General features: G+C 33.0%; 18 protein-coding genes. 7 read left to right on the top strand and 11 right to left on the bottom strand.

The features are described 5' to 3' along the window. Positions 1–194: 194 nt before the first annotated feature. From MNO09_RS17020 to MNO09_RS16995, 6 genes are all read right to left on the bottom strand, one after another. Positions 195–1310, bottom strand: coding sequence for an NAD(P)/FAD-dependent oxidoreductase (locus tag MNO09_RS17020; RefSeq protein WP_241950027.1), 1116 nt, complete (start codon positions 1308–1310; stop codon positions 195–197). A gap of 126 nt (positions 1311–1436) precedes the next feature. Then, positions 1437–2090 (bottom strand): YdeI/OmpD-associated family protein, encoded by a 654-nt coding sequence (locus MNO09_RS17015; RefSeq protein WP_000022224.1) that lies wholly within the window; start codon positions 2088–2090, stop codon positions 1437–1439. 153 nt (positions 2091–2243) lie between these two features. After that, complete coding sequence (locus MNO09_RS17010; protein ID WP_000202759.1) at positions 2244–3011, bottom strand: arylamine N-acetyltransferase family protein; 768 nt, start codon at positions 3009–3011, stop codon at positions 2244–2246. Between the two features lie 138 nt (positions 3012–3149). Further along, positions 3150–3674 carry a MepB family protein gene (locus tag MNO09_RS17005; RefSeq protein ID WP_078183525.1) on the bottom strand — a complete coding sequence of 175 codons (525 nt, stop codon included), beginning with the start codon at positions 3672–3674 and terminating at the stop codon, positions 3150–3152. A gap of 84 nt (positions 3675–3758) precedes the next feature. Then, the gene (locus MNO09_RS17000; protein WP_000403433.1) at positions 3759–4130 is read right to left on the bottom strand and encodes a DUF4180 domain-containing protein; all 372 of its coding nucleotides are present in this window, start codon (positions 4128–4130) and stop codon (positions 3759–3761) included. 171 nt (positions 4131–4301) lie between these two features. Then, positions 4302–4994, bottom strand: a complete 693-nt coding sequence (locus tag MNO09_RS16995) for an HAD family hydrolase (RefSeq protein ID WP_000540707.1) — start codon at positions 4992–4994, stop codon at positions 4302–4304. Positions 4995–5440: 446 nt separating this feature from the next. On the opposite strand from MNO09_RS16995, the gene MNO09_RS16990 reads away from it, so the two are divergent. The 5 genes from MNO09_RS16990 (at position 5441) to MNO09_RS16970 (ending at position 10373) form a co-directional block, all read left to right on the top strand. Next, positions 5441–6106 (top strand): response regulator transcription factor, encoded by a 666-nt coding sequence (locus MNO09_RS16990; protein ID WP_000800743.1) that lies wholly within the window; start codon positions 5441–5443, stop codon positions 6104–6106. Continuing rightward, the gene (locus MNO09_RS16985; RefSeq protein ID WP_088107277.1) at positions 6099–7571 is read left to right on the top strand and encodes a sensor histidine kinase; all 1473 of its coding nucleotides are present in this window, start codon (positions 6099–6101) and stop codon (positions 7569–7571) included. The genes MNO09_RS16990 and MNO09_RS16985 overlap by 8 nt, the downstream gene beginning before the upstream one ends. Before the next feature lie 614 nt (positions 7572–8185). Then, on the top strand, positions 8186–9202 hold the full coding sequence (locus tag MNO09_RS16980) for a hypothetical protein (protein ID WP_000835940.1): 1017 nt from the start codon (positions 8186–8188) through the stop codon (positions 9200–9202). Between the two features lie 297 nt (positions 9203–9499). Next, positions 9500–10036, top strand: coding sequence for a DinB family protein (locus MNO09_RS16975; RefSeq protein WP_001167129.1), 537 nt, complete (start codon positions 9500–9502; stop codon positions 10034–10036). A gap of 154 nt (positions 10037–10190) precedes the next feature. Continuing rightward, complete coding sequence (locus tag MNO09_RS16970) at positions 10191–10373, top strand: hypothetical protein (RefSeq protein WP_000273229.1); 183 nt, start codon at positions 10191–10193, stop codon at positions 10371–10373. A 295-nt stretch (positions 10374–10668) separates the two neighbouring features. On the opposite strand, the gene MNO09_RS16965 is transcribed toward MNO09_RS16970, so the two are convergent. The 3 genes from MNO09_RS16965 to MNO09_RS16955 all read right to left on the bottom strand — a co-directional run bounded on the left by MNO09_RS16965 (position 10669) and on the right by MNO09_RS16955 (position 13991). Beyond that, positions 10669–11346, bottom strand: a complete 678-nt coding sequence (locus tag MNO09_RS16965) for an ABC transporter ATP-binding protein (RefSeq protein ID WP_000447850.1) — start codon at positions 11344–11346, stop codon at positions 10669–10671. A gap of 11 nt (positions 11347–11357) precedes the next feature. Continuing rightward, a complete protein-coding gene (locus MNO09_RS16960; protein WP_001010228.1) occupies positions 11358–12785 on the bottom strand; it encodes an ABC transporter permease in 1428 nt (475 codons plus the stop codon). A 606-nt stretch (positions 12786–13391) separates the two neighbouring features. Further along, positions 13392–13991: an undecaprenyl-diphosphatase gene (locus tag MNO09_RS16955; protein ID WP_000010593.1), complete on the bottom strand. Its 600-nt coding sequence runs from the start codon at positions 13989–13991 to the stop codon at positions 13392–13394. 531 nt (positions 13992–14522) lie between these two features. On the opposite strand from MNO09_RS16955, the gene MNO09_RS16950 reads away from it, so the two are divergent. Beyond that, positions 14523–14690, top strand: a complete 168-nt coding sequence (locus tag MNO09_RS16950; RefSeq protein ID WP_000649299.1) for a hypothetical protein — start codon at positions 14523–14525, stop codon at positions 14688–14690. Between the two features lie 312 nt (positions 14691–15002). Further along, complete coding sequence (locus MNO09_RS16945) at positions 15003–15959, top strand: alpha/beta hydrolase (RefSeq protein WP_000797653.1); 957 nt, start codon at positions 15003–15005, stop codon at positions 15957–15959. A 111-nt stretch (positions 15960–16070) separates the two neighbouring features. Here the strand turns inward: MNO09_RS16945 and MNO09_RS16940 are convergent, their stop codons facing one another. Then, positions 16071–17525, bottom strand: coding sequence for an aromatic-L-amino-acid decarboxylase (locus MNO09_RS16940; protein WP_000164817.1), 1455 nt, complete (start codon positions 17523–17525; stop codon positions 16071–16073). A 55-nt stretch (positions 17526–17580) separates the two neighbouring features. After that, entirely contained in the window at positions 17581–24591 is a 7011-nt protein-coding gene (locus MNO09_RS16935) for a non-ribosomal peptide synthetase (RefSeq protein ID WP_140399242.1), read from the bottom strand. Positions 24592–24601: the final 10 nt, after the last annotated feature.

Raw genomic sequence — 24601 nt, 5'->3', positions numbered from 1 at the left:
TCAAAGACTCTTCCATTTTATCTTTTTTATATAAATTTCGCGATTAAAATCAATTGTCTTCAATTAACATAACCATCTTATCTGTAGTCAACGATGCATAATTTTTTTATGGGAGTAATTAAAAATATTAGCTTGATGGGTATGTCGTGCTACCCCAAATAAAAAAGATTAGGAGCGAATCCTAATCTTTTTTATTATTCAATTGCACCCGCAACGTCATAATCGTTTAAATCTAATTCAATTGTTTGTCCGAGTGCTAGTTTAGCTAACTCTGACCCTAAATATGGACCGGCAGTTAAACCTGAAGCACCTAATCCGTTCGCAATGAGAATACCTTCAAAGTTAGGCAGTGGTCCAATAACAGGTAAGAATCCTGGTGTAAATGGTCTAAATCCAACTCTCGTTTCAAGCATAGTACCATCTTCTAAACCAGGCGCAACTGTTAATGCTTTATGAAATACTTCATGTAAACCACCTGCTGTTACACGATGATCGAAGCCAGTTTCGTTTTCATGGGTAGCTCCAATTACGACATGACCATTGTCAAATGTTAAAATGTATTGATCGTTTGGCGGCATAACAACTGGCATATTTTCTGTTGCTGTATTTTCAATTTGTAAATGAACAATTTGTCCTTTTTGGAATGTAACTAAGAAATTAATTCCTAATGGATTCAAGATTTCATTCGCCCATGCGCCTGCAGTTACAATTACCTTTTCTGCTACAATTGTTTCGTCGTTTACTGTAACTCCAGTAATACGATTCCCTTCACGAACTAATATAGCATCTCCTTTTATAAACGTAGCACCATGTTTTTTCGCAGCACTTATTAATGCGTTACGTAATGATCTTCCGTTTACTCGTGCAGCGCCACTAATATGAACAGAACTGTATTCTTCTGATAATGCTGGGAATAATTTTTTCGTTTCTTCAGCTGATAAACGTGTAATTTCTCCAATCTCTGGTGCATCTTCACGTCGTTTATAAGCGCGTTCTTCCATTTGATCTAGTTTTTTCTCGTCAGTATGTAAACTAATTGCACCTACACGGTTGTAACCTGTATCCGTTTCACCGTCTTCTTCTAATTGTTGGATTAACGAAGAATAGTAACGTGCACCGCCTTTAACGATTTTATACCATGCTTTATTACGACGCTGTGAAAGCCAAGGACATACAATACCAGCCGCTGCATCAGTTGCTTGACCTAATTGTTGGCGATCCACGATAGTAACGTTCGCACATGCTTTAGCAAGATGATAAGCAGTAGACGCTCCTAAAATCCCAGCTCCAACTACAATATACGATTTCATTTCAAACACCTTTTCTCTTTTGCTAATTATTTAAATATAAGAACATACTTTAGTATACTGAAAGGAATTCTTTTTTCAATGTGCTAAGTGTAATTAATTGTTGCATCATTGTGACTTTCCTTATCGTTATTGTTTCTTCTTACGGAATAATTCAATTGTTTTATAGCCTTGTGAAAGGATTTCAATCATTTTCTCAAGACGTTTATCGCGTGTTTTTTCTTGTTTTACAGAAAACAAATTACGTGCCCAATCTTTTTGATATCCAGGTGTTAAACTTTGATAAAACGTAAGTTCATTTGGATGATTAGCCAATAATGCTTCAACATCTTTAATACGATCTGCATAATCGGCAACACATTGACTCATAGTAGGCGTTTTCTTCTCTTTTTTCTTTTCACGCTTTAAGCCTACAACAGTAAAGACATCGTCCATACTTACCATTCGTGCAAATTTAATATCACTCTGTCCTACATACCCATCTTCGCCAACGCTTAATGCAGGAAACATCTCATCACGGTGAATAAACGTACTGTAACGAGAATTACCTTTTTTCGGATATGCGAAGAATATGTAGCCTTTTTCAATTAGTAATTCTTCATTATTAATAATATAATTCGTTTGTTTCACCATCTCATCAAGTGTTTCTACAAAAATAAAAATAGCATCGTGTTCTTTTGAAAATGCAGTTTCTTTCCCTGTAAAAATGTCATAATCACTAGGTTCATGAATTACGACCATATTTGTATACTTATTAAGTTTCAATTTATCAATAATTGACATGAAAATCTTCCTTTACATTCAAAATTCATTGTACATACTTTTTCATACCGTTCTAGTGTATTATATCTATTAAGAAAATTAAACTTTAATAGTTATTTTAAATCAAAATTAATATAATAGCCGGTTCTGAATAAGAACCGGCTAGTTGTTTTATCATAACTCAATTGCAAATAAAGTATATAAAAGCTCTATATATTGATCTTCTGTAATTTCACGTTTCGTTTTTTCACCATGAATCATTTCAGTTAAACTTGTATTCGTTAAAGAGACATGGCCAGAGTCTGTTAATTTGACCGCAATGGGTCCTTTATTGAAAATAGATTTCTCATCTTCTATTACTCTTTTTTGAACATCATTCACTACTGCCTCATCAATCATACGATTATAAAAAGCATGGCAAACTTTCCACTCACCGTTAATATCTTTTCTTTCTAGAACGTAATTCCCTTTACTCGTATCTTTTCGTCTCACTCGATACGTACCATTTTTAGAAGAAACAGACTTGCCAGTAAAAGGTACAGGGACTAGAGGTACTAATGAAGCAATACCTACATCAATTAAGTATCGTTCGTTAGCATAATTTAAAATAATCGTTATATGTCCATCCTCAAGCGCCCATGCGTTTATATCATTTTTATATACAGTACCAAGGGCAAGTTGTACATCATAACCACAATCTTTTAAAAAGTAGTAAAAAAGAGTATTTAATTCATAACAAAGTCCGCCGCGGGATGTAGTTGAAATTTTATTCTGTAAATTTTCCATAGTAATTGTATTTGCATTACGTGCTATAACATCTAAATTCTCAAATGGTATAGTGTGCGCAAATGCAAAGAGAATTGTATTTAATTCTTCAAACTTCATTTCAGCACGGTTTGCAAGCTTCAATCTTGTAAAAAGCTTATGTTGTAGACTTGTCATAGGCAGCACCCCTTAAATTTTATAAGTTACTATAGTATATGCTAATTGTAAATTTGATGGGGTACTGAAACAATGTACATTTCGTTTAACTGTACCGGTACAAAAAGTCTAACTCACAAGATTACTTAAAAAAAGAAGCTACAAATACAAATTTAATAGTTTATCTATAGGTAAATTATTATGATCGCTTAAATCAACAAAATATTGAAGTTGCCATATTTGGCTCTTTTTAGCTTGGTTGCTAACAGGGGTATCCCAAATTGGATAAACTCTCATAGCCATCTTCCCTTTTTGACTTTGCGTTTTTAATATTTTTTCTTTAAGAAGAATTTCTTTAGGGAAAATAAATTGCCCTAGTTTATTATCATTTATACAAGTGATAACTAATAGTTCAGGAGCAGCGTTATAAGAAAAAGCTTGATTTTGCATATTGTCATCTTTCTCCCAAAAAGAAACAAATTGACCAATTTTATTAGGCGTAATTTTTGATACTCTAAAACGGATAGTTTTGTTATTTAAGTGAAATAAACATCCTACATATTCTGCGTTTTGCTTTTCTTCTTTTAGATTCGTAAGCATTAAATTGTTAGGTTTGTAAACTAAATTGTTTAAATTTCGGATTGTATCATTAAAATTGTACAAGAAAACTCCCCCTTTATTCATCTCTTAGTTTACCACAAACATCAGTTCTTATATGTTGTAAATAATAAGCGACATGAAAAAGAGGGAGATTTTACTATGGTATTATTAATGCTTCAATGTACTTAGTTTTTCAATTGCTTGTTGTTCAGTTGCTAAGTAAAAAATGTCTTTCCCTTTATTACATTCATAAATAAAATCCTTTAAGCTTTTACTCGTATACATAGAGAAATCTCCAATAATAGCAATCTTTACCTTGTAGTTTATAAACTTTTGAAGAATATCACCCGCAAGGCGTGTTTTTAAGTCAAAGAACTTTTCACTTATTAATGATTTGTCGATAATAATATGTTTCGCATCTACTTCATATTGAACTGTTGCCATAAGATCCAACGCAGTTTGAACATCGGATATTAGTACTTTATCATTTTTTATGACCGCAATATTTATTCCATCGATAACTAATTTCTTTATTTCCATAGTCCCACCCCTTTATTACTTACACAGTATGAGTAAATTTGTATTGCAGCTCTTCATTTTAATCATAGTTCAAATTAGATACAGCGAACAAAATAGCCTCTTTTTATTTCAAATATAGATTATTTATAGTACTAATACGGTCAATGAAATTATTAAATATCGAGATTGGTTTTACTTGTTATAAAAATATTGTGGTTTAACATAACTCAACAAACTATCCAAAGTATTAATCTCGGCATACGGTTGTATTTCGGCAGTGTTCTTGATTATCTGAGGGTTAAACCATACGCCCTTTATATTTGCATTTTGACAACCAGCAATATCCTTTTCTAAGTCATCCCCAACAAATAAAGTATTTTCTGGTTGTACATTTAGCTTGTTTAATGCTAGTTCGAATATACGTTTATCAGGTTTACTAAGTCCCACTTCTTCAGAGATAATGATAGTATCAAAGTAATTGTTTAAATTCGTGTTAATTATTTTAGCTTTTTGTCTATGCGTTGAGCCATTTGTTATAATTCCAATTTTAAAGTGCCTCTTTATATGATTTAAGAAATGAATAGTATTTTGGTCTATTGAAAAACATTTAGGGAAATTTTCATTCCAAAAATCTTGGATATAATTGTGTGGCAATCTATATTTCGGCGCGAATTCATTAAATAATGATTCTAAAACTATCGTTTTATCACTAATGCCGTATTCCCTTTTATCGTATTCTTTGAATTTCTGTAACATATTGTTTTTGACTGTATCACTAACATCCTCATAACACTTTTCTAAAACAAATAAAAACAATTTATCTACTGCCTTATCCCTATCAAGTAACGTATCATCTAAATCAAACAGCATCGCTTTATAACCCATCAAATAATTTCACAACCTTTCTCACATGATTTAATAATCCCTTGTTCGCACCTTAGGCCTTTACTAAATTAGCAAAAAAACTAAAAATTTTGTGGCGTACGCTCTAGAATTTCGCTGGCTTCTTTTATATTTAAATTCATCTCCCTTTCTCCTTCTAGTAAAGTATCGAAAGTATATTTTCAAACAGTTAAAAAAACTACATACAATTCACATTATTATACATTGTTTTTTTAAAAATATTAATCGTTCAGCTTTTTATATGATAAGTTTTTTCAAGCAGACAAATATTTCTCCATAAAAAAGGAATATGGGTAATAATACTTTTTTATGGAGAATACACAATCTTGAAAATGGAGTTAATACGTTAAACGTCCTATGAAGTTTCCTACTGTATCTCCACATAAACTACAGATAGTACGGCTATAATGACTACCAGAGGTGATATTATGAAAAACTATCATATCCTCGTGGTTGAGGACGATCAAGAAATTCAGGAATTAATTAAACAATTTTTAATGACACAACAGTATACAGTGGTAGTTGCTTCAGATGGACTAGAGGGTATGACACAATTTAATAAGCAATCCTTTGATTTAGTTCTTCTAGATGTAATGATGCCCAATCTTAATGGATTTGAAGTTGCTAAAATGATTCGAAGTCAGTCAAACATACCAATTATTATGCTAACTGCGTTAGAAGAAGAGGAAGATCAAATGAAAGGGTTCGATCTTGGGATTGATGATTATATAACAAAACCCTTTTCGTTTCATGTTTTGATTAGACGAGTCGAAGCTGTACTTAGAAGAAGTTATGATAAAAATGTAAATAATTATTTGGTATTTAAAGAAGTGCGCATTGATGTTGATGCATATAGAGTATATGTAAATGATGTTGAAATTTTGTTAACGACAAAAGAGTTCGAAATTCTACAACTACTATTTCAAAATGAAAGAAAAGTACTTACAAGAGAAAATATCGTAGAAAAAGTTTGGGGATACGATTATTTTGGAGAAACACGAATAATAGATACACATATTAAAAATCTACGTAAAAAACTAGCTATCCCCTATATTAAAACAATAAAGGGTATTGGTTATAAAATTGATGAATAGAATTGTAAAAATCATGAAGATGAAGCAAATTACTTATAAACTCTTTATGACTACATCTCTCATTTTGTTATCCTTTGCAGTGTTGATTTATTTAACTTTATATTTCTTTCTCCCTACGTTTTATGAGCAATACAAAACAGATCAACTTCAAACAGGGATAAAAGAAATAATTGATAAATCCAAAGATCTTACGTTTCAAGATGCGATACCACTTTTTGATGAATACGCAAAAAAAAATAACGCGATGCTTTCGCTTCAAAATAAAGAAGGAATAATTATTTACTCGCCTTCATTTTCTTTTATTCAAAGTGGTACACAAACAACAGTAGTTACTAAAGCAGCACGATTTGAGAATGCAGGTACCATTAGCAATTCATATAATGTTACGGAACCAATTCAATTCCAAGATGGTAGTTTAACGCTTGTAGTGTTCGCAACATTTCAACCGATTGATGAAGCTTCGCAAGTATTAGCGCGCTTTCTCCCCTATATTAGTATCATTGTGATCGTAATTGGTATAGGGAGTGCTTATTTCTATTCCAGGTTTATTACAAAGCCACTTATTTATATTAATGAGGGTGCACAAAAGATGGCAAATTTAGATTTCTCCGAAAAAATTGAGGTTCGCTCCACAGATGAGTTAGGAGAATTATCTAATAGTTTGAATGACATGTCTATTAACTTACAACAAGCTATGTTTGATTTAAAAAAAGCAAATGAACAATTAAAAAATGATATTGAAAAAGAAAGAGAAATAGAAACAAAACGCAGAGAGTTTTTTGCGATTGTAGCACATGAATTAAAGTCCCCTCTTACTGTAATGAAAGGATACTTAGAAGGGATGATATACAATATTGGTCCTTATCAAAATCGTGATCAATATTTAAAGAAAAATCATCAAATTATTGAAAGTATGGAACAATTAGTTCGTGAAATTTTAAGTATGTCAAAGTTAGAACAACACACTTTTAAACTAAAAACAGAAGAAGTTAATCTTTCAAAGTTAATAGGTACAATCACAAAAGATCTCGAATTTTTCGCTTCTCAAAAAAGCATCCAAATAATAAAAGAAATTGACTCTGACCTTTCTGTTTATACAGATCGTGTACTTTTTGAAAAAGCATGTAAAAATATTATCCATAATGCAGTTATGTATTCACCACATAATGAAAAAGTCTATATAAAGTTAAGTAAGGACTCTAAACAAGATCAAATTAAAATGCAAATTATAAATACAGGTATCAATATTAAAGATGAAGATATACAACAAATTTTCAAACCATTTTATCGAATTGAAAAATCAAGGAATCGAAATACTGGCGGAAGTGGTTTGGGGCTATATATTGTTAAACAAATTCTTGAAACGCTAAATATAAAGTATTCTATAAAAAATATGGAACATAGTGTGGAATTTTGCATGAAAATTCCATTATCAAAACAAAAAACAAACAAACTCCCCTCTTAGTGGGACGAGTTTGTTTGTTTTTTGTAGTAAGTATAAACTTATTAGGGTTCAATAATTACTAAATTTTAATTGTTGTATATTTGTTGATTGCTTTTGTTAACCGTTGTAGAGCACCTTCATGTTCCATTGTCCCAAGGGTTAGTGTGTACCTATCTCCCCACGCTTCTTGTAGTAGTTCACTCACTCTCGCGTGGGTAAGAATGCCTAAAAACCTTTCATCTTCCCCTACAATCGCAATATCAAGCATTTAATCGTAAAGAAAATTTGGTAGAACGAAGCATTTTCTTTGATAAATTCCGCCGTATCGATTTAAAGGAAGGGATATTTTATTAATATAATCAATTTTTATTGTACAATTGTTCTTACGATATGAAAATACAGTGTAAAGATGAACCTGATAAATCATATACTTGTAGAATTTAAAAAGAGATTAAAACAAATCAATTTTCTGTATTTCAAAACAGTAATGTTCGGGCTGATATGGGCGAAAAACATCAAGGCTCTAATCATTTAAAGTTTAAACTGTATAAAAGTTAGAGTAAATGACGAAGGAAAAGACAGCTTTGCATTGTGCTGCACATTCAAGAGTTAATTCTTACGTAGGGAGTGCTTATATGAAAAGCATAAAAAATGTAATATTACTAGTAGTATATTTCATATTTTTAAGTGGTTGTAATCAAGAAAATGAATCTGAGGTACAAGAATATATAAAAGAAAAACACGGTATCGATATTGTGGTAACAGATTGGAGCTCGATAAATGAAAATAATGGTGGTAATACTTATCATACTGTGCAAGAAAAAAACAACAAAAATTTCAAATTTCGAGTAAAGGTACAAGGCCTCCTCTATTCATATATAGTAGGTGATGAATACAAATATGGAAAAAAAACATATGAGGCATATCAGAAATTCCAACCAACTCTAGAAGAAATGAAAAAGTTAGGGTACGTGGAAAATGAAAATGAAAATGTTCTGCAATATATGTTGGATAATCAAAATCCAGAAGAAGGAAGCCCAACAGATGAGTTGCTATTAACTTTGCAAATGAGTAACGAGATTGACTTTAGCCAATTGGATTCCGTAGAATTAGATCGTTTATATGCCCTATTTCAACTGATTCAGAAGAATAATAAAAAGATAACAGAACTAGAAATTAAAGATCATACTGGTAGATCTTTAGGTGGACCTTTTAAAAATGTACAAAGAGTAACAACAAAAGAAGAACTGTTACAAACAATGAAATCCACAATGAAAGACCCAATAAACGAATACTGGAAAAATTGGATTAGAACGCAGACCAAAGTAGAAGAAAAATTACATGAAATGCAAAACGATCGATTTTCAATTGAAGGTATTACGTATTCAAGTTCGGATGATGAAAAATATCGAAAATATATAGTGACTTTAGTTATTAATACCACCAATACTATATTTGAAAATAATCCCCCTTTAATTGAGGATTTAATCAAAGTAACCACAATCCTTAAAGAAGAACTAAATACGAAAAACTTTGACATCAATTTAAAAAATAAGTCTGGAACAAGAAATACAAATTGGTTATCATCAAAAGAAATTAAAGAAGCAAATAACATCGAAGATCTTGTAAATGAGAAGTATCCTGCGAATTAAATGTAAATTCCTATTCATGTTTGTTATTTAATGTGAAATCAAGCTCTTTCGATTTATTATGAAAACTTACAAAATACTTAAAAACCCCCAACAAACCTTTAGCTGTATAGAGAAAATGAGAAATAGGGTCCTATTCATATGGGACTCTATTTGTATATCAAACTTATTTAGGTGTTTACACATACGCATTGTAAATTCATTGTTGTTTCTATTTAATGTGAAATCAAACTTTCAGATTAATTTGGAACTCTTTTATGATAAACTATATGTAATGATTAAATATAAAGGATGATTCGTATGCAAATAAGACCAAAGGTAAGTGAATATAACTCCTATTATGCAACGTATACCAACTTGGTATCAGACGGAAATATCATACATATTCTAGAACAACAAATGAAGAAAACGAATCTTTTATTAAAGAAAATTTCTAATAGTGAGGGACTTTTCCGGTATGCTCCTACTAAATGGAGTATAAAAGAAGTAATCGGTCATATAGCAGATACAGAACGTATTATGGCGTATCGTTTGCTATCTATTGCTCGAGGCGAGACAGCAGAACTTCCAGGCTATAATGATGATATGTATGTTCTTAGAGCTGCTTTTGATAAGCAATCTATGCAAGATCTTCTTGAGAATTTAATAGTTGTTCGCCAATCTACCGTGTATTTACTTAGAAGCTTAGATAAAGAAGCTTGGTCACAAAGAGGAAATGCGAATAATTCTGAAGTTACAGTTCGTGCATTAGCATACATCATTGCTGGTCATGAGCTTCATCATCTTCAAATTATAAAAGAACGCTATCTTGGTTCTAATGCATATCCAGCAAGTTAATACTTGAAGAAACATAGTCTTATTTATGTAGGGCTCTTTTTGAGTATTTATAAAATTCACCACATAATATTAAGTTATCCCCTTTTATTCTGTACATAATTTTCTTCATGCTGATATACTATAAACACAATAGTTCTGGAAAGGTTATGATGTTATGTATGAACAACAAAATAATAGAGATAGAGATCAAAAAATGATGTTTTCTATGCAGGGAGTTCCCTCAAATAAAATTAACATGAATCAATTACCTAAATGGATTAGAATTTTTGGCTATTGTGCGTTTGGTTGGATAATAGTATTTAGTTTAATTATGATTGTAGGTTTAATTCTGCAATAACTATACAGATACACAGTTAAACGGGACAGCATTTAGATTATATATCTAGGTAACGTCCCGTTTTTTATGTGTGATTATCCCATGATATAAGTAACCAATTATAAGAAAAAGAACTTGTAGAATATCCTACAAGTTCTTTTTCTTATATTATTAAAACGGGAACAACAAACTATTTTAACATTCAGTACAGGGAGACCATTTTGATTATGGCTTGATTTTATTATAAATCAAATATAAGCTTTTGAAAGGGCTACATTTTGAAAATTATGTGAATTGAACAGCTACGATGTTTATATTAGATTTCATTTACGACCAACTTCTTCTTACTTAAATACACTGCACGATCTGATTTTTTAGCAACTTCCTGTGAGTGCGTCACAACAATAATGCATTTATTCTCTTTATGTGCAAGTTCTTGAAACAGTTCTATTATATCCATTGTGGTTTCCTCGTCGAGGTTTCCTGTCGGCTCATCTGCAATCAGTAAATCAACATTACAAGATAGTGCTCGAGCAATTGCTACACGCTGTTGTTGCCCACCACTTAGTTGCAAGACGTTTCGTTTCGCTTCTACTTCTGTGAGTCCTACTTTCTCTAATAATTCTAACGCCCTTACCGTCTTATTTTTCACTTTGACACCTGTAATTTCCATCGCTGTTAGGACATTTTGAAGAGCCGTCATATAAGTAATCAAATTATAAGATTGGAAAATTACAGATACATTTTGATTACGGTATCTATCCAAACCAATTTTTCGAATATCTTTGCCATTATACAGTACATAACCATTTTTAGGGACATCCAGTCCACAACCTAAGCTTAGAGTTGTAGTTTTACCAGATCCAGATGGTCCTAAAATCGTGTAGAAATGCCCTTTTTGAAAAGAAAAGTTGACATTGTCTAGTATTGCTACATTTTTCCCATTACTTTCATAATAATAATCCAAATTTTTAAATTGTAAAATCGTTTCCATATGAAGCCTCCTTATTCATCTTTTAAAAGAATTTGTTTTGGATTTAAACGTAGAATAGATAATGCCGGAAGAAGCGTTGCTATTATAGCAATAGCTAATCCAATCCCCCCCATTTTCCCTACATCTTCTCCTGTTACACTTACATCAATTTTATCAATTGGATCCTCTTTTTGATTTTGTAGCGTACCACCAGGTCCAGACATCATTACAGTACTATTTCGCGTGGTGTCCGTTTCTTCGCTTGCTGTAGCAATTTCACTCGAAAGTAAATTATCCCCGATATATTGAGAAACCTTAGCTCCTGTTGTTATGGATAATCCAAATGCTAAAATAGCGACACATACTACTTCTACTACGAACTGCGCCATCAGTTTCCATTTTTTCTCTCCAATAGATAACAGAATTCCCATTTCCTTACGACGTCCTTTAATTGATAGCATAATGATTAACCCTAATATAATCGCACCTGCAATTGATACAATATAAATAATCATTTGAGAAGTAGAAGAAATATTTTCGATAGGACCAATCATTTGTTTGTACAATGAATCATGTGCATCTAATTTATAATAATTAAAATCAATATTAGATTTTTTTGCTTCTTTTTTAAATGCATCAATATATTGTGGATCATTCAAGAAATACACGACTTGAACACTACTTATACCTTGGTCTACTTCTAATTTTTTCATAGTTGAATGCGGCATATATAGTTTATTAGCTGGATCCATAATAGGAGGAGCCTGTTGACCCATTGCTTGCTCATTCGTTTCGTAAATACCGATAATTTCAATCTCGAGGGTTTCCTTCTTATCCCCTGATTGCACTTTAACTTTGTCTCCTACTTTCAAATTGTTTAATTCCGCTAATCGTTTTTCCATTAAAGCTACATTCTGATCCTTCATTTGCTCTGTAATTGGTTTTCCATCAATGATTTTACTTTTTCCGTTTTTAAAGCTTTCTTGTAATGCAGTCTTGCGGACCCCCTCAATCATAAAAGAAGCATTCATATCTATTTCTGTACCAGAGCTTGAACCGCCTCGCACAGCCGCCATTCCCACTTTACCTTTTCCTTCTTCTCCTTCTGAAGCTCCTACTAGTTTAAGTCCATCAGAAATACCAAAAGTGTTAGCTATGTAATTATAGTCTTTTACATACTTGGAATTCGCTAATTGATCTGTTTCTTTTGTTTTAAGCTTCGGTGGATTAGGCATCTCTCCAGTTTCTCGAGCTTGTTGACCTAATTTGTCAAAATCAAGACTTAAAGTAACATCTGCACCTAGTTTTTTTCTTGCTGCATCCGCAGCTTTTTTTGATGCATTTTGGATCGTGAACCCTGAAAGAACCAAATTTGTAACAATCAGAAATACTGCCATCAAAATTAATGATGTTCCTATCCTTTTTTTCATACTGAGAATTGCGCGTTTCATAAAATTCATTTTCTCTTACCTCCTTGATAACTTGTATTCTATATAGATTATCTAGAGTTTAAATGGAGTTAATCGGTAGTTTATCTAGAGATATAAGGAGTTTATGTGTAGTTATTCATTGGCTTAGTCAAGAAAAACTGAAAAACCCAAAAAAAACAATCCAAAATGTAATCAGTTTTGAATATTGGTAAGAAGTTTATCTATTTAAAGGACTTATAGAAAAAGAGAAAATTAAGCTTAATTTAATGTATGTAACATGAAAAAATATTTATTGTGTAATTTCTATGCAATAAACATAGAGAACCATATCTGAATATCTATATATGCTTCTCAAAGAAATCATGTCATTTTAAAAGGTGCACCTTTCAATAAAAATATAAGCAAGTTAATGTTCTCTTATATGGAGTAGTACCACATGCCCATCAACCTATACCTCCAAAACAAAAAAATAAGCTATTTTGAATGGTTGGATAGAGTTGAAGAGACTTATATTTAACTATGGGTTCTCTATACATCACTATCAATCTAATATTTTGCACTATCGATAAAACGAAAAAGACATTATCCTTTCTGTAGAATTATAGGAAGGATAATGTCTTTTTTATACTTGTATATTCAAAATCCCTTTGAATTATTTTTGGATGGTAAAACATGTTTCTCTACTCTTTCATATAGAGTAAGCAATTGATTGATAATAGAAAATTTCGGTATTAACCAATAAGAAAACAATGCTGAAACACATCCTATTAAAGCTCCTATTGCAACATCAAAAGGATAATGAACCCCTACCCAAATACGGGAAATCGCTACACAAAATGCAAGTATAAGCCATAACCATCCAGTTTTTTTACGAACAAGCCAAAACGAAAAACAAATCGAAAAAAAGAGTATCGTATGGTCACTAGGAAATGAATTATCTACAGCATGTTCGACAAGTTTATTCACATCAGGCAATACTGCAAACGGTTGATAATTCAGATGAAATTTCCCCGCTATTTTTCCAATCACCTCAGCAATTACAAAAGCAACCATCGCTTGAATAATCAACACCCTACTTTTTCTGACCCCGTTAAACCAATAAGCTAAAATAATTAAAGCAAAAATATATACCATATATTCTGCCAAAAATACCATGGTTGAGTTTAGAAATGAATATTGTTTACCTAAATCATTAATTGCTCGAAAAATATCAATATTGAATTGAGAAAAAGACATTTCAAATCCCTCCTTTTTAGTAAGGTGTTTTACCGATTGCCATACACCTTCATTGCATGAATAGTTTTGATATTTGTACTCATCTAAAAATATCAACCTCTTATGAAATCGCTTTCTTCTTTTTTACTTTAATAAAAAAAGACAAAGGAAAACATCGAACTTTCTTACAAACATTCGAGCATTCTTACAGTTTTGTCATTTTTCATGTTTACTGAAGAATCTAAAGTGGCGTTTAATCCTGATACTTATTATACTGGTAAGAGCCCTGATACAGCGGTGTATGGTGGTTCAGGAACATTCACATAATCGCACCTGCAATCGATACAATATAAATAATCATTTGTGAAGTTGAGGAGATATTTTCGATAAGACCAATCATAAAATTCATTTTTTCTTACCTCCTTGATAGCTTAGTTATCTAGAGTTTATATGGGGCTAATCGGTAGTTTATCTAGAGATATAAGGAGTTTATATGTAGTTAGTTAAAGTCCAATTGCAAAGTTTTGTATCATCAATACTGATGAGGAAATTGTGAAAGCATATTGCGGAGAGAATGCAATTAAACATGTAGCTGGAAATAAAGATGATTCAGCGGATGAACTTCATACAGTTATTAAAGAAGCTACTAATAAAGTAAGACATAACTCTTATACAATTCCAAAATTAATCAACCTTCATTTAAGGAATACAAATGTATGAATTCTTACCGAGTATGAATTCGAACAGGTATCATTTGCAATATGTCATTAAAATAAAAAAGATCATCACTTGGTTTAGTTAGAAAACTAAGTGTACATAAATACAACGACATGAAAACACTTTGTTCCTAAATCCACTACTTATATTATTGGTTGCGTGAAACTCCTTCTTGAGAAAGGTTTTTATTTCTGAATATTCTGTTGACTGTTGTAACATATCCAATTTACAATTTAATTATGGTGTTCTTTCACAATTAAACTACTTAGAATACACTTCATTTATTTGAAAATAATTACAAATAGAGGTGCTAAAATGAAAAATAGAGTAAATCCAGAATTATTACAAGGGTTAGAGATGTTTCCAGATCTCGATTTACGTCCGGAAAACTTGCAATCAATTAGAGAAGGAATAGCTCAAATGAGACCACCTACCGTTGTTGATGACTCCCTTTCGTTAACAGATGAAGTCATTGTTGGACCAGATGCTAATCCTTTAACATTAAGAATTTATCGTCCAAAATCAAATCATGAACCTTTACCTGTCTTATTATGGATACATGGTGGAGGTTATATCTTAGGGTCTATAGACGATAACGATGATACTTGTATGAGGTTTGCAAAAGAAGCTAACTGTGTGGTCGTGTCTGTAGACTACCGCTTAGCACCTGAACACCCTTACCCAGCACCAATTGAGGATTGTTATGCAGCTTTAAAATGGATTGCTGATAATGCAGAGTTATTAAACATTGATTCGAATCGAATTGGGGTTGCAGGAGTAAGCGCTGGAGGTGGACTAACAGCAGCATTATCATTATTAGCCCGAGATCGAAAATACCCTTCGATTTGTTTACAAATGCCACTCTATCCAATGATTGATGACCGAAATAATACACCTTCGGCCAATGAAATTAAAGAGGGATTTGTTTGGAATCAAAAGGCAAATGAAGCTGGTTGGAAAATGTATTTAGGAGAAATGTATGGAACGGATCAAATCCCTGCCTATGCAGCACCTTCTCGAGCTGAGGATTATAGTGGCTTACCATATACCTACACATTTGTTGGTCAATTGGATCCATTCCGCAGTGAAACATTAACCTATGTAAGCAATCTAGCGCAAGCTGGTGTTGATGTCGAATTTCATTTATATCCAAATGCCTATCACTGGTTTGAAGGATTGAATCCAAATGCCGAGGTATCTATTTACGCTGTGAACGAAATAGTACAAGCAATAAAAACTGGTTTCAAAAGAGTATCTAAGGTTGAAGCTTAATCCCTTTACAAGAGAAACATTCATGAATAGTTTACATTGGTGAGTATTTATTTAAATATAATAGCCGATTCTTTTAAATCGGCTATTATTACGTAAAACTTACCTAATATATCAAGGCTGAGAAACAGATATAAGATGTTTAGACGAATTGTTTATTTCCTCTGCCACTGCTTTTATGCTCATCATGATTTGAAGCATTTCTTCTATTGTTGTCCTTGGATTGATAGAGCAAATTCGAATTACTACTTTTTCTTTTAATTTAGTCGTACTTAGCATAGCAAATCCTCTTTGATTAATTTCTTCCACCAATTTTTTGTTTATTTCATGAATTGTATCTGTAGACGTTAGACCACAAGGAATGTAACGAAAAGTAACAATACCTAATTGAGCAGGTGTTACTACTTCCCAATCTTTTTCTTTCCTTAAAAACTCTTCAACTTGTTCAGCCAACATAATACCATGATCTATTGCCTCACGAAAAGCTGTGATTCCAAATGCTTTAAAAGAAAGCCATACCTTTAATGCTCTAAATCTACGAGAAAGTTCAATTCCGCGCTCCCCAAAATTCACTTTTTCTTCTAAATTAGTTTCCGTATCCTTAATATACTCTGGGATCATACGGAACGTTTTACTTAAATATTGGCTATTTCGAATGAGTACACAACCAACATCATAAGGCTGAAAAAGCCATTTATGCGGGTCTAACGTCAAAGAATCAGCACGATGAATTCCTCTTAACAACTCCCTTCCTTTTTCACTGAGAATTGCTGCAGCCCCATAAGCCCCATCCGCGTGTAGCCATACATCTTCATCACCACATAGATCAGCCAATTCATCGAGAGAGTCCACCGCTCCGCAATTCGTTGTCCCTGCATTGGCAATAACACAGAATGGTTTTTTCCCTTTTAATCGATCTTCTTTTATTTGCTTTTTTAAAGTACTAACTGAAATTCTTAGCTTTTCATCTGTTTCAATTCGGCAAATTTGATGATGTTTAAACCCTAATACTTTAAGTGCTCGATCTACAGAAAAATGAGTTTGGTTAGAGAAATACACAACCGCATTTTCTATGTCATTATTCAACTTGACCTGTCTCGCTACAGTAAGTGCAGTCAAATTAGCCATGGAACCGCCACTGACAAATAGTCCTTCTGCTGAATCAGGGAATCCTAGCATTGATTTTAACCAGTTGATTGTCGTTAATTCAATTTGTTCAGCACCTGCACCTACTATCCAAGCTGTAGGAAATACATTAAATCCACTTGCTAAAAAATCTGCTACTACACCAACATAATTATTAGGACCGGGCACAAAAGCCATAAAATGAGGATGATCCACATGAGTAATTTGATTAAACACATTGTTATTAAGGAAATGAAGTAACTCTTTTGGATTGGATCCGTTTTCCGGAATCGTTTCAATTAGCTTGTCTCTAAAAATATTACTATCAATCGTTTCCGAAACTGGTTTACTTTTTAAATGATTCATATGATCAACAATTAAGTCAACCGCTTGATATCCTAACTGACGCATCTCTTCAGCTGATAACTGCAGGTTTTTTGTCATTTGGTTTACCCCTATTCTATTTAAAAAGGCGAGTTCTTGCTCGCCTTTTCATTTTTTATAATTTGTAATCACCAATTGCTTGTATTGGATTTTGAAGAATCATGTTGATTAATCCATGGATGTGATTTAATATTTCCTGTATTTTCTCTGCTTCATATACGGTTTGATCAAATCCAAACTTTATTGTAAGTTTTTCCTCAGGGAAGCACATAATTCCATACTTTACATGTGGCTCATCAACAACTTCGTAATCCGTGATAGCAAAATGTCTGTTTTCATTTGAAGAAAAGATTGCTGGATTAGTTGGATAGTTTTCAAAAACCCAAAGATGGTCAGTCAACTCAGTTTTTAATTCACTTTGCTTTTGTATATCAACAAATGAATAGTATGCATACTCATTACATTTTAATGTTTCTAGTTGAACTTTTTGCAGGAAGTCCACAAAAGACTGCGTTTCTGTCCATGCTAATCGGATAGGCAAAACATTTGTGAACAGACCGAACATATTTTCAATTCCTTCTACTTCGGGAGGTCTGACTGATACTAGATTAGGCAATACTACTTCTCTCGTTCCGTTGAATTTGCCAAGTAATATTCCCCATACAGCTAGTAGGGCTGTATTCATAGTTATATTGTTTTTAGTTACAAATGTCTGTAACTGATTAGTCAAATCCTTGTCTAATGTTAAATCCATAAAAGTGAAGTTTAACCTTTCACTTTTAGATGGGACTTTCTTTTTAGGAATACTAATTTTCTGATTGTATCCTGATAAATAATCCCTCCAAAAATGACGTGCTTTCTCATGATCTCGTGCTACAGTCCAATCTATGAATGTCTCAAAAGGTTTCACCATAGGTAACTCTGCCGTAGTTCCCGCATTTATTGTTTCATAGAGCTGGAATAATTCGTCTATCAAAATGCTGACGCTCCAACCATCACATAATAGATGATGGGAACTCCAAACCACCTTATGCTCGTTATTTCCTAGCTGGAATATACAGAGACGGGTCATGAGTTCATCTTTTTTGAATCCTTGACTTAAATTTTCATTCATCCACTGGTCTAGGAATTCTTGCTGTTCTTGTTTCGTCATCTCAATCAAGTTTTTTATCTCTGAAATCATTTGAACATCGTGTAAAACAGCTTGCCAAGGTTGTGCTTGTTCATCTTGCACAATTATCGTCCTTAAAGAATCATGACGATCAACTAATTGTTGGAAACACTGAATAAAGAGATTAATATCCAGCTCCCCCTCAAGTGCCCAAATTGTTTGTTCGAAATATGCATTTGTATCAGGTTCAGTCGCAGCATGTTCATAAATAACTTCCTGGAAAGGTGCCAATGGGTAAATACGTTCTATTTTTATTTCTGGCATTTTTTCTTGTATTTTGATAAGTGTATGTTGATTAAGTTGTTTATTTTTAACATTTAGTGATGTAACTTTATTATCGTTCGTTTTGTTTACATCACTTGTTTGCAAATTTGGAAGATGATCAAGCTTTTTAACAAATTGAACCATGTCTCCTAATATAGGAAATGAAAATAGATTTTTTGGCTCTAGCTCAAATCCTTGTCTATATAGTCTGACGGACACTTGAATTGCTTTTATCGAATCTCCACCTAAGGCAAAGAAATGATCATTTACCCCAACTCGATCTACTTTGAGTACTTCTTGCCAAACACTAGTTAATATTTTTTCCATTTCAGTTTTTGGAGCAATAAATACTTCATTTTTTTGTTTCTCTGGAGTAGGGAGCGCTTTTCTATCTAATTTCCCGTTTGGAGTCAAGGGCAATTGTTCCAAATAAACAAAATAAGAAGGAATCATGTAATCCGGCAAGTGATCTCGCAAATGCTTTCGTAGTTCTGTTGTACTAATATTTTGCTCATTTACCACATATGCAACTAAAAATTTTATTCCATTCTCATCTGTTTGATCAATTACAACAGCATGTTCGATTTGTTTGTAAGTTAGAAGACAATGGGCAATTTCTTCTAACTCTACTCGATATCCTTGAATTTTCACTTGATAATCTTGGCGGCCTAAAAATTCAATATATCCCTCAGGATGCATTTTTCCACAATCTCCTGTCTTGTATAAAAGACCAAAATCAGGATGTGATACAAATGCGTCATTCGTTTTCTGTTCGTCATTTAAATATCCTTTAGCAAGGCCCACTCCCCCGATATATAAATCCCCAATTACACCAACAGGGCACATTTTCTTTTCATAGTTCAACACATAATACGTTTGGTTTGCCAAGGGCACCCCGTATGGAATACTATTCCAATTTGATTCCACCTGTTTGACCGGATAATAAATTGACCAAATCGATGCTTCTGTTGCTCCTCCTAGTGAAACTACTTCTGCAATCGGAAAATGTCGTTTTATTTTTTCTGGTAAAGAAAGTGGAATCCAATCTCCACTATGTAAAACTAAACGCAAGGAAGAATGTTCAAAATGAGAACCTACTTGATCTAATGCCAAATCCATAATTGCAGGTACTGTATTCCAAATTGTAATCCCTCTACGTTCGACAGTGCGGATTAATTCTTGCATGTCTCTTGGATCACGAATCATTACCAACATTGCACCTGTGCTTAAAGCTCCGAAAATATCGTATACAGATAGGTCAAAACACATGGAAGAGATACCAATAATACGATCATCTTCATTTACCTCATATTTTTGATTAATGTCTTGAATGGTATTTGCAACCGCTTGATGAGTAATAATTACTCCTTTTGGTTTCCCTGTACTTCCTGAAGTGTATATTATATAGGCAAGATCTTCTGGACCAGCAATAGCGGGCATATCTTCTGTTGTATATAATGACAAATGTTTTTCTTCATAAAGACTAGGTTCTAATAAAAGTTTGCATGAGCTATTTTTTAAAATATATGTTTGGCGATCTAAAGGATGATCGGGATCAATCGGAACATAAGCGGCACCTGCTTTTAAAATACCTATCATATTAGCAATTGTGTCAACTTGTCTTTTTGCTAAAAGACCCACTTTGTCACCTAGACCAATGTCTTGCTCTTTTAAGAAATGCGCAATTTGATTGGAGCGTTTATGAAGTTCCGAGTATGTTAACCATTCTTGCTCAAATACCACTGCTACTTCATCCGGTGTACGTTTTACTTGGTCTGTAAATAATTGATACAGAGTAGTTAAAGGTATTTTTTCTGTTGTTTCATTGTATTGCTCAATTAAAGTTTGATCCGATTCTTTCATCCGCAAAGATGTTACGTCGCTTTGTTTCACCAATTGTTCCAATAAGTCAACAAATTGGGAAAACATTGCTTCTATTACATCAACATCAAACAACTCTTCAACATAGTTCCAGCTAATTAATAACTCTCCATTTTTTTCAATTACTACATTATCCAAATACACTTGTGGAGTTCGAGCATGAATATGGCGAAGAGAACCAAGCTGTTCCCAAGCAAACGCACCCGCACCTGCTAGCATCGAGGTGAAAACAATTGGCATAACTGCTTTTGGCGTCATTTGATGATATCGAGTAAAATCTCGAATGAAATTAACTCCATCGTAATGGCGATGTTCGAGACCATCTAATAAAGTAGATTGCGTTTCTTTTACTCTAGTAAAGAAAGATTGATCTGGATTCACATCAACATCCAACAAGATGAGTGAAGTGAAATCTCCCACAATTTGCTCTACTTCTTCATGAACAGGATAACGGTTAAATACAGTCAAATTAATTGCCAATCGACGTTGATTACTCCAATATGCCAATACATCACCATATATTGTACAAAGCAGAGCCGAAGGAGTTACTTCTTTCTCTTGTGCTAACTTTCGTAGCTTTTTCCATATTTCATTGTCCAGGATCTTAGTAAGTGATTGGAACTTAGGAGTAGCAATCTCTGCTGGATCCTTTTTTAACAGCAAAGAAGGCGCAAACGGAAAGTCAGGAAGCTTACTTGTCCAATAATCTTTTGCTGTTTTATATTCTGTACTTTGTTCCAGTTCATCATAGATAAACATGTAATCTTGAAAATCAAAAGATAGAGGTTCTAACCTTTGCTCTGGTTTATAATAATAATGAAACAAATCCTGTCCAACGATGTTCATGCTTGCTCCGTCCATTAATAAAGCATCGTATCGAAAACATAATAAATACGTGTCTTCTTTTAAAAGAAAGGCTTTTAATTCAAACAAAGGCCATTGCCCTAAAGGAAATACATGATTAGTCATTCGAGAACGTTCTTCTTGTAAGCGAGCATTTTGATTCCTATCATCTAAATCTATGAGGCTCACTATTTCAATCTCGTAATCAGGAACGCTTTTTAATATTTGCTGTTCTCCCTCTGGTAAAATTACAGCTCGTAACATCGGATGACGTTGAATTACCTTTTGAAAACTTTTTGAAAGACGATTAATATTCAATTCTGTTTCATATTCAAAATAAGTTTGAGGTGAAATACCACTTAATTCAAACTGTGAATTCCTTCCTAACATGTACGCTGTCTGAACCTCTGTTAAGGGAAATGGCTTAGACAAATCTTTAACATGGGTGGGTCTATTTTCAAAGTTTTCCGTTTTATGCTCTAACTTTACACAATTACTAAGTTGAGCAATCGTGGGATGCTTAAAAAAATCTGTTGTACTTATTTTTAAGCAGTCTTTTCTTAATAAATTAATTACCTGAAGTGCTTTAATCGATTCTCCTTTTAAAGCAAAAAAATTATCATGAATACCGATTCCCTCAATCTCCATAACTTTTTCCCATGCATGCACCAATTTTTGTTCAATTTCATTGCGCGGGGCAACGTATGGAATTGATACATAATCTGTTTGTGTTATCTCTAATAACCTTTTCCTATCAACTTTCCCATTTGGATTCAACGGAATCTCTTCCACCTGAATCATTTTTTCAGGAATCATAAACTCAGGTAATTTATCACTTAAATATTTTCTGATTTCATCAAAAGAGACCTTATTATCCGATACATAGTACGCAGCTAATAATTTCCTATTTCCATATACTTGATCAACAACGATAGCTTGGTTTATTTCTGGATATTCCCTTAACTGGCTTTCGATTTCTCTTAATTCAATCCGATATCCCCGAATTTTTACTTGATGATCCATTCGACCTAGATATTCAAGTTCTCCATTAGGCAACCAACGAACGAGATCACCCGTATGATACATCATTTCTCCTGCTGTAAAAGGACTCGGTACAAACTTTTCATCTGTCAGTTTAGATTTCCCAAGATACCCTCGTGCTACCGCCACGCCACCAATGCAGAGTTCACCCGGAATTCCAAATGGTTTTAATTGACCATACTTATTCAATATATAGGAATGATAATTCGGGTTGGGACTTCCAATCGTAACTTCTTTGGCAGAGCTCAAATCCTTTACTGTTGCACAAATGGTTGTTTCTGTAGGACCATAAATATTTAAAATTGTCGCTTCACTGATGCATCGAATTTTTTCAACCAAATCAATGGAAAATGCTTCTCCTGCTAACAAAATAGATTTTAAATCTTTTAGAAAATTTGCCCCTTCTGGATCACTCAAAATCACTTCCATTCGCGATGGCGTTGATTCCCATAAATCCACCTTATGTTCTTTGACCAAATAAGCTAATTCTTTTGTTGCGAACTGATCCTCTGTAGCAATAACTACTTTCGAACCTTGTGTTAAAGGCAGACATATTTCTAACAAGGAGATATCAAAAGATACACTAGCAAGAAACAAGAATGACTGATTATCTTTTACTTTTTCTCTCATTACACTTAAAAAATGGACAAGAGATTTCTGTTCTACCATTACCCCTTTTGGATTCCCTGTCGATCCTGATGTGTAAATAACATAAGCCAAATCATTAGGATTATGTTCTCGTACTAAATTACTTTCTTCACCTTGGAAAAGATATTCTTTATCAAGATACAGTACTTCACCCGCAAATTGTGGCAATGCTTCCTCAGTTCGCTTACTAAGTAAACATTTTGCTTGACTGTCTTGTAACATATATTCAATTCGTTCAGTTGGGTAGTTAGGATCGATAGGTAAGTAAGCTGCTCCTGCTTTTAAAATCCCCACCATGCCAATGATCATTTCCAATGAACGATCTACCATAACCCCAATAATACTTTCTTTCGAAACACCTTTACTTTGAAGAATAGAAGCCAATTGATTTGATTTCCTATTCAATTCTCTATATGTCAAAGATTGATCATTACAAACAACAGCAATTTGATCTGGGGTTTTTAACACTTGCTCCTCAAATAAATCTTGAAATGATTGAGACAATTCTATGTCCGCCTGTCCTTGATTCAATTCTTCTAGCAACTCTTTCTCTTCTTCTGAAATGATACAAATATCTTTCACAGCCAAATTCGAATTTGTTGACACTTGCTTTAAAACATAAAGATATGAATTTGCAAACTGTTGCAAAGAAGAGAATGAATGAGACTTGAAAGAAATTTGAATTTCAAATTCATTATGTATTTCATTCCATTTTCTTTGTATCCAGATGGCTAAATTATTCTCTGCATATTCTTCTAGCGAATTTTCGTTATGTAATCCTTCCATCCCAATAACAATTTGAAAAGGAGTTAAATTGTGTTTAACTAATAATTCAGAGAGCGGATACTCCTGATTTTCATACCCGAATAAAGTCGTTTGTTCAATCTGATTTACTACTTGTTTAAAGCTATGATGCGGATGGATTTCACTTCCTAAAGGAATCAATTTATTAAGATTCTCGCTTTGTTCAATATTCTTTTCAATTACAGGAATACCAATAGTAATCCTTTCTTGATCTGTATAGTGTGCCAAACAAATCCTTAACGCGGCCTGTAACCAGCTAAATAATAATAAATCTTGAAACTTAATTATTTTTTGTATACTTTTACTAAACTCTACATTCATTATGACTTGAACGTGCTCGCAAGGATTTTCTTTATTTAGTTGGTAACCTCTATTAAATACAGAAAAATCGAGAACCTCGGAAGATAACTGCTCCTTCCAAAACGCCTCTACCCCTTTATTTTCATGAATCGAACTTCGATCTTTAATGTGCATTTTTATCTTT

Origin of the sequence: Bacillus sp. N5-665 (genome assembly GCF_022637375.2) — a bacterium.
Taxonomy (GTDB): Bacteria; Bacillota; Bacilli; order Bacillales; family Bacillaceae_G; genus Bacillus_A; species Bacillus_A wiedmannii.
This window is presented reverse-complemented; position numbering and strand designations above follow the sequence as displayed.

Bases quoted from the DNA above. Each gene is read 5' to 3' on its own strand.
- MNO09_RS16995 (WP_000540707.1), bottom strand. From the start codon at position 4,994: ATGGGTTATAAAGCGATGCTGTTTGATTTAGATGATACGTTACTTGAT.
- MNO09_RS16985 (WP_088107277.1), top strand. From the start codon at position 6,099: ATGAATAGAATTGTAAAAATCATGAAGATGAAGCAAATTACTTATAAA.
- MNO09_RS16990 (WP_000800743.1), top strand. From the start codon at position 5,441: ATGAAAAACTATCATATCCTCGTGGTTGAGGACGATCAAGAAATTCAG.
- MNO09_RS16960 (WP_001010228.1), bottom strand. From the start codon at position 12,785: ATGAATTTTATGAAACGCGCAATTCTCAGTATGAAAAAAAGGATAGGA.
- MNO09_RS17015 (WP_000022224.1), bottom strand. From the start codon at position 2,090: ATGTCAATTATTGATAAATTGAAACTTAATAAGTATACAAATATGGTC.
- MNO09_RS16970 (WP_000273229.1), top strand. From the start codon at position 10,191: ATGTATGAACAACAAAATAATAGAGATAGAGATCAAAAAATGATGTTT.
- MNO09_RS17020 (WP_241950027.1), bottom strand. From the start codon at position 1,310: ATGAAATCGTATATTGTAGTTGGAGCTGGGATTTTAGGAGCGTCTACT.
- MNO09_RS17005 (WP_078183525.1), bottom strand. From the start codon at position 3,674: ATGAATAAAGGGGGAGTTTTCTTGTACAATTTTAATGATACAATCCGA.
- MNO09_RS16935 (WP_140399242.1), bottom strand. From the start codon at position 24,591: ATGCACATTAAAGATCGAAGTTCGATTCATGAAAATAAAGGGGTAGAG.
- MNO09_RS16980 (WP_000835940.1), top strand. From the start codon at position 8,186: ATGAAAAGCATAAAAAATGTAATATTACTAGTAGTATATTTCATATTT.
- MNO09_RS17000 (WP_000403433.1), bottom strand. From the start codon at position 4,130: ATGGAAATAAAGAAATTAGTTATCGATGGAATAAATATTGCGGTCATA.
- MNO09_RS16975 (WP_001167129.1), top strand. From the start codon at position 9,500: ATGCAAATAAGACCAAAGGTAAGTGAATATAACTCCTATTATGCAACG.
- MNO09_RS16945 (WP_000797653.1), top strand. From the start codon at position 15,003: ATGAAAAATAGAGTAAATCCAGAATTATTACAAGGGTTAGAGATGTTT.
- MNO09_RS16955 (WP_000010593.1), bottom strand. From the start codon at position 13,991: ATGTCTTTTTCTCAATTCAATATTGATATTTTTCGAGCAATTAATGAT.
- MNO09_RS16965 (WP_000447850.1), bottom strand. From the start codon at position 11,346: ATGGAAACGATTTTACAATTTAAAAATTTGGATTATTATTATGAAAGT.
- MNO09_RS17010 (WP_000202759.1), bottom strand. From the start codon at position 3,011: ATGACAAGTCTACAACATAAGCTTTTTACAAGATTGAAGCTTGCAAAC.
- MNO09_RS16940 (WP_000164817.1), bottom strand. From the start codon at position 17,525: ATGACAAAAAACCTGCAGTTATCAGCTGAAGAGATGCGTCAGTTAGGA.